The organism is Chamaesiphon sp. OTE_20_metabat_361 (assembly GCF_031364565.1).
This window is the reverse complement of sequence record NZ_JANLWO010000257.1, coordinates 1-4,124: the sequence shown is the minus strand read 5'-3', so window position 1 is coordinate 4,124 and position 4,124 is coordinate 1. Positions and strand designations below refer to the sequence as shown.

Below are 4,124 nucleotides of genomic sequence, written 5' to 3'. Positions count from 1 at the left end.
ACTACCCATCTTGTCGAGGCGATGACGATATTTGCGGCTCATCGATTGTTTGAATTAAACAGCAAAACAAGCTTTTACAGCCGCAAATAGTTTGAATTTTATCGCTTTAATTGTAACTTATGGCATCTTGTGAAAACTAATGATTTCAATCCGAACAAAAAATGTTATTATGACAGCAGATAGTCTAAAAAATTAAAGTTTCTTGACTATTTGCACTAGGTATTTTACATAGAATATGACAATCTGGGGAAATCTGATAGCGATCACCATTATGGTGTTCGGATTATGGCGCAACGACACCTTGATTGCCGCAGCAGGTTGCGCGATCGCACTAGTATTATCGATTCCCATTATCTATCGCGGGGTTCGCCAGGAACTCTTAGACTCCCTATCTCCAGCCCAACGGTTACAATTAGTCGCCTCGATTACCGTTCTCATTGCGATCGTCGGTCTGCTCCAGATCTTAGAATTTTTTGAGTATGTCAGCAGCTTTTCCGATCGGATCGATTGGAATGCTGTTGGTGCTTCAGGCGAGTGGGGTGGCGCATTCGGTCAGATTTTGATTGCTATCTTAGCAGTATATATTGCTTGGCGACAATATATAATCTCGCGCGACCTGACGATCGAGCAAAATCGACTCACTACCCAACAAAACGTGCTCACTCAACAGCAGACGATCGATACCTATTTTCAGGGGATTTCCGATCTAGTTTTGGATGACGATGGTTTCCTCGAAGATTGGCCGCAGGAACAAGCCTTTGCAGCGGGACGCACGGCGGCATTGCTCGGAAGTATCGATGCTGCGGGTAAAGCTAAAGTATTGCGGTTCTTATCCCAGTCTAAGCTCCTGACGCCACTTAGGCGCGATCGCAGGCTCGGTCGAGCGATCTTAGATGGCGATGGCGGTTATGATGAAGATCGCCTGCATGGTGTGCGTGTCATCGATTTGGGGGTGATGCTAGCAGGTGCCGATCTCTCGCGGGCTGACTTACGATGGGCGGATATTAGCGATGCCAATTTAATTCGGGCTAATTTAAGTGGTTGCGATTTAGTCAAAGCCAACTTTTCGCGCACTATTCTATATGAAGCCAATCTAAATGGTGCGGATGTTAAAGGTACCCGTTTTTTCTATGGGAATGCCGAAATTGCCTGTCCGCGCAGTCGCAATGAGATTCCCAACTATACGACGGGGGAATATACGGGTGCGGTGGTAGAACATGCGGATTTTACCAATGTGCAGGAGATGTCCGAGGAGCAACGTCACTACTGCTGTATGTGGTGTGGCGAAAATTCCCGCCGGACTATTCCAGGCGGCTGTGAGGGGATTGCTAGTAAGTTACCACCGAAGAAGTAACTCTTTAAATTAATTGATAATTGATAATTGCAATCTAAATTAACTCAACTTCCGCCCGGAGCGGCGGATTGAGGAGGCTCCAGGAGCTTACAAGTCGATCGATTGCGTTATCGATAAGCAAGTAGCCGCTGGAATGGTAGAGGTGGTAGCAAGAATGCGCCCGATTTTAACTTTCAAGGCGTAACAGATGATGGTAACTATTCAGTTTGGCTTATCGATCGGCAATTCCCGCTATCACTGGGCTTGGTTTTTAAATACCAAATTTCAATCTAGTTGGGATACAGAATATCTTAGTATCGATCGATATTTAGACTTTTTGCCGATCGATTGCCAACGAATAATTAATCAAAGTCTGCTCGAATTCGATCGAATTCCCATTTATTTAGTTTCTGTCGTTCCCAGACAAACTACTATCTGGCAACACTTGCCGCAAGTTAAACTAATTACGCTAGCAGATATTCCGTTGCTCGATCTTTATCCTACCCTAGGGATCGATCGAGCTTTAGCAACATTGGGTGCGGGTAATATTTATGGGTATCCAATCTTAGTTATCGATGGCGGTACGGCATTAACTATTACTGGTGTAGACGCTAAACATCGACTTGTTGGTGGTGCTATTTTACCAGGATTGAGATTGCAGATTCGCTCTTTATCGATCGGTACGGCTGCTTTACCAGCAATCGAATTACCACCACAATTACCGCCACGCTGGTGTCATCATACTCCCGATGCGATCGCCAGTGGGATAGTACATACGGTTAGTTCGGGTATTGGTGATTTTATTCGAGATTGGCAGGATTTATTTCCGGATAGTCAGATTGTCTTGACTGGTGGCGATGGTGAGCTTTTAGCTGGGTATCTACAGTCAAATTCATTATATTTAGCCGCAAAAATAAGCTACGATCGCGACCTATTATTTTTAGGATTATCGGCAATTCTACGAGATGTTTGAACTTTTGATTTAATAAGCATGTCTGAAAAACGCTGTAATTATTTACGCTCCTCATCTCGATCTCTTGACAGACAAAATAACTTATATCTAATCCTCTTTGTCTTTGCGCTCTAGTCGAATAACTCGTCTTTTTAACAATCGAGTTTGTCTGCTATTGTCGGACAGCTCATAGTTGAGATCGTCATTGTAAGACATCAGAGATTGAAAACCTTCACGGATGATGACATTCTGACTGCCTTCTACGCTATCGATTCGATGACGCAGCGCAATGACATCTTCCCTGATAGCATTAATGTTCTGCTGCATGACTGTCATGTTCTGCTGCGTGACTGTCATGCTCTGCTGCATGAGTTCGCGCAATTCTGAGATTTGGGACTCTATGCGATCGAATCGTTCTTCTGACATCTTGTTGCCGTGATTAAAAAGTATGTTGATTTTGAGAGCTGAATCTAGCTGCAATCTAGAGTTATACATCTATTTTATCTCAAAATTGTAAACTGTGGTATCGATATTTTCCGCTCGGCAGTAGTCTTGTAGAAGCTGTTGAGCTAGAACGGATCGAACGATCCCGTTACCATGTTTCTAATTCTTCTCGATCGATATGAAGTTGAAGGCGATCGAGAAAGTCTTGAATTTCTACAGCCATTTGTCGGATTGATTCTGGTGGTGAAGTTAATGCTGGTTCTTTAATTAATTTATATTCAGATGTCCGCACGGATCGGGCATAGGATTGGCTCTGTTCGATCGTTTGGCGCTCTGCTCGATCGCTTTGGAGAATCAGTAATGGTAGTTTGAATTGAGCTAATCTATCGGCAACTAGTTCGCGCCGAATATCGCGATCAGATCTTTGAAATAGCAATTTACAAGTAGTGGGAAATCTTTTAAAAAATCCCCAATACGCTAAACTTTTTGTCAATGGCTCGACACCATCGCCGATTGATGCTATTACTTGCAAACTATTTAGCCATAGTCTAAACATTGATGGCTGAGAGAGTAGCCATCTAGTAGTAAACTGATATTGCCAATTAGCGACAGAGAATCCTTCAGGTGAAATTGTCACTATTCCTTTAACTAATTTTGGATACTTTAGGGCATAGCTGACAGCAATCCAAGCACCTAAAGAATGCCCGATGAGATAAATCTGACGTAATTTGAGCGCTGTAATAAACTCTTGTAAACAATCAACTTCCATCTCGATCGAATTAGGAGCTTGCACTGCAATTGAATTACCAAAACCAAGTAGATCGAGCGCCAAACAATGAAAATTTTTGCTCAATAAATTTATTGCACCATCCCACTGCGTCCGATCGTGCCAACTACCATGCAGAAATATTAGTACGGGACGACGACTATCGCCAGCTTCATGCCAGAAGATCTGTCCGGCGGAGAGTTTGATTCGAGAACTGCGATCGACCATAGCGGCTAGACAATAGGGCAACAAATTGCTGAGAGCCGAGTGCGCTCAGGGTGTAATCAGATCGTAGCCTAAAAAAATCCTCGGTCTGCGCCGGGTTATAGAAATCGATCCAGTTACTAGCCTTTGGGGTGCGCGATCGCGTATGATAATATTTGCTGAAGCTACGTCCGCTCGGATTCATCTCCGATGGTTAGACTCGATCTTTGATTCAGACGGCTAAGGATGTTTCGCTCACTCCCTGACAAACCCAGTTCCGATTGGGTTGGCAGATACCTATCGTTTATTTTTACAGAGGCAAATATGGCAAAACGCCGCAACCTGAAGAAGGAAAAGGCGGAGCGTAATCAAGCATACGCTCGTAAATTTAGAAAACGCCCCACTGGCGGACGGATGTTCAAATC

At 43.8% G+C, this 4,124-nt stretch carries 4 protein-coding genes and 1 pseudogene; 3 read left to right on the top strand and 2 right to left on the bottom strand.

All coding sequences use genetic code 11. The features are described from left to right. Positions 1 to 235 precede the first annotated feature (235 nt). The 3 genes and pseudogenes from RMO35_RS07490 to RMO35_RS07485 all read left to right on the top strand — a co-directional run bounded on the left by RMO35_RS07490 (position 236) and on the right by RMO35_RS07485 (position 2,306). The gene (locus RMO35_RS07490) at positions 236 to 1,354 is read left to right on the top strand and encodes a pentapeptide repeat-containing protein (RefSeq protein WP_396135626.1); all 1,119 of its coding nucleotides are present in this window, start codon (positions 236 to 238) and stop codon (positions 1,352 to 1,354) included. Positions 1,355 to 1,397: 43 nt separating this feature from the next. Further along, positions 1,398 to 1,538: pseudogene (locus tag RMO35_RS25220) on the top strand (RtcB family protein); the annotation flags it as partial. Positions 1,539 to 1,541: 3 nt separating this feature from the next. Further along, positions 1,542 to 2,306 carry a pantothenate kinase gene (locus RMO35_RS07485; protein WP_309739812.1) on the top strand — a complete coding sequence of 255 codons (765 nt, stop codon included), beginning with the start codon at positions 1,542 to 1,544 and terminating at the stop codon, positions 2,304 to 2,306. A gap of 87 nt (positions 2,307 to 2,393) precedes the next feature. Here the strand turns inward: RMO35_RS07485 and RMO35_RS07480 are convergent, their stop codons facing one another. Next, positions 2,394 to 2,711 (bottom strand): hypothetical protein, encoded by a 318-nt coding sequence (locus RMO35_RS07480; RefSeq protein ID WP_309739809.1) that lies wholly within the window; start codon positions 2,709 to 2,711, stop codon positions 2,394 to 2,396. A gap of 166 nt (positions 2,712 to 2,877) precedes the next feature. Then, positions 2,878 to 3,744 carry an alpha/beta hydrolase gene (locus RMO35_RS07475; RefSeq protein ID WP_309739807.1) on the bottom strand — a complete coding sequence of 289 codons (867 nt, stop codon included), beginning with the start codon at positions 3,742 to 3,744 and terminating at the stop codon, positions 2,878 to 2,880. Positions 3,745 to 4,124: the final 380 nt, after the last annotated feature.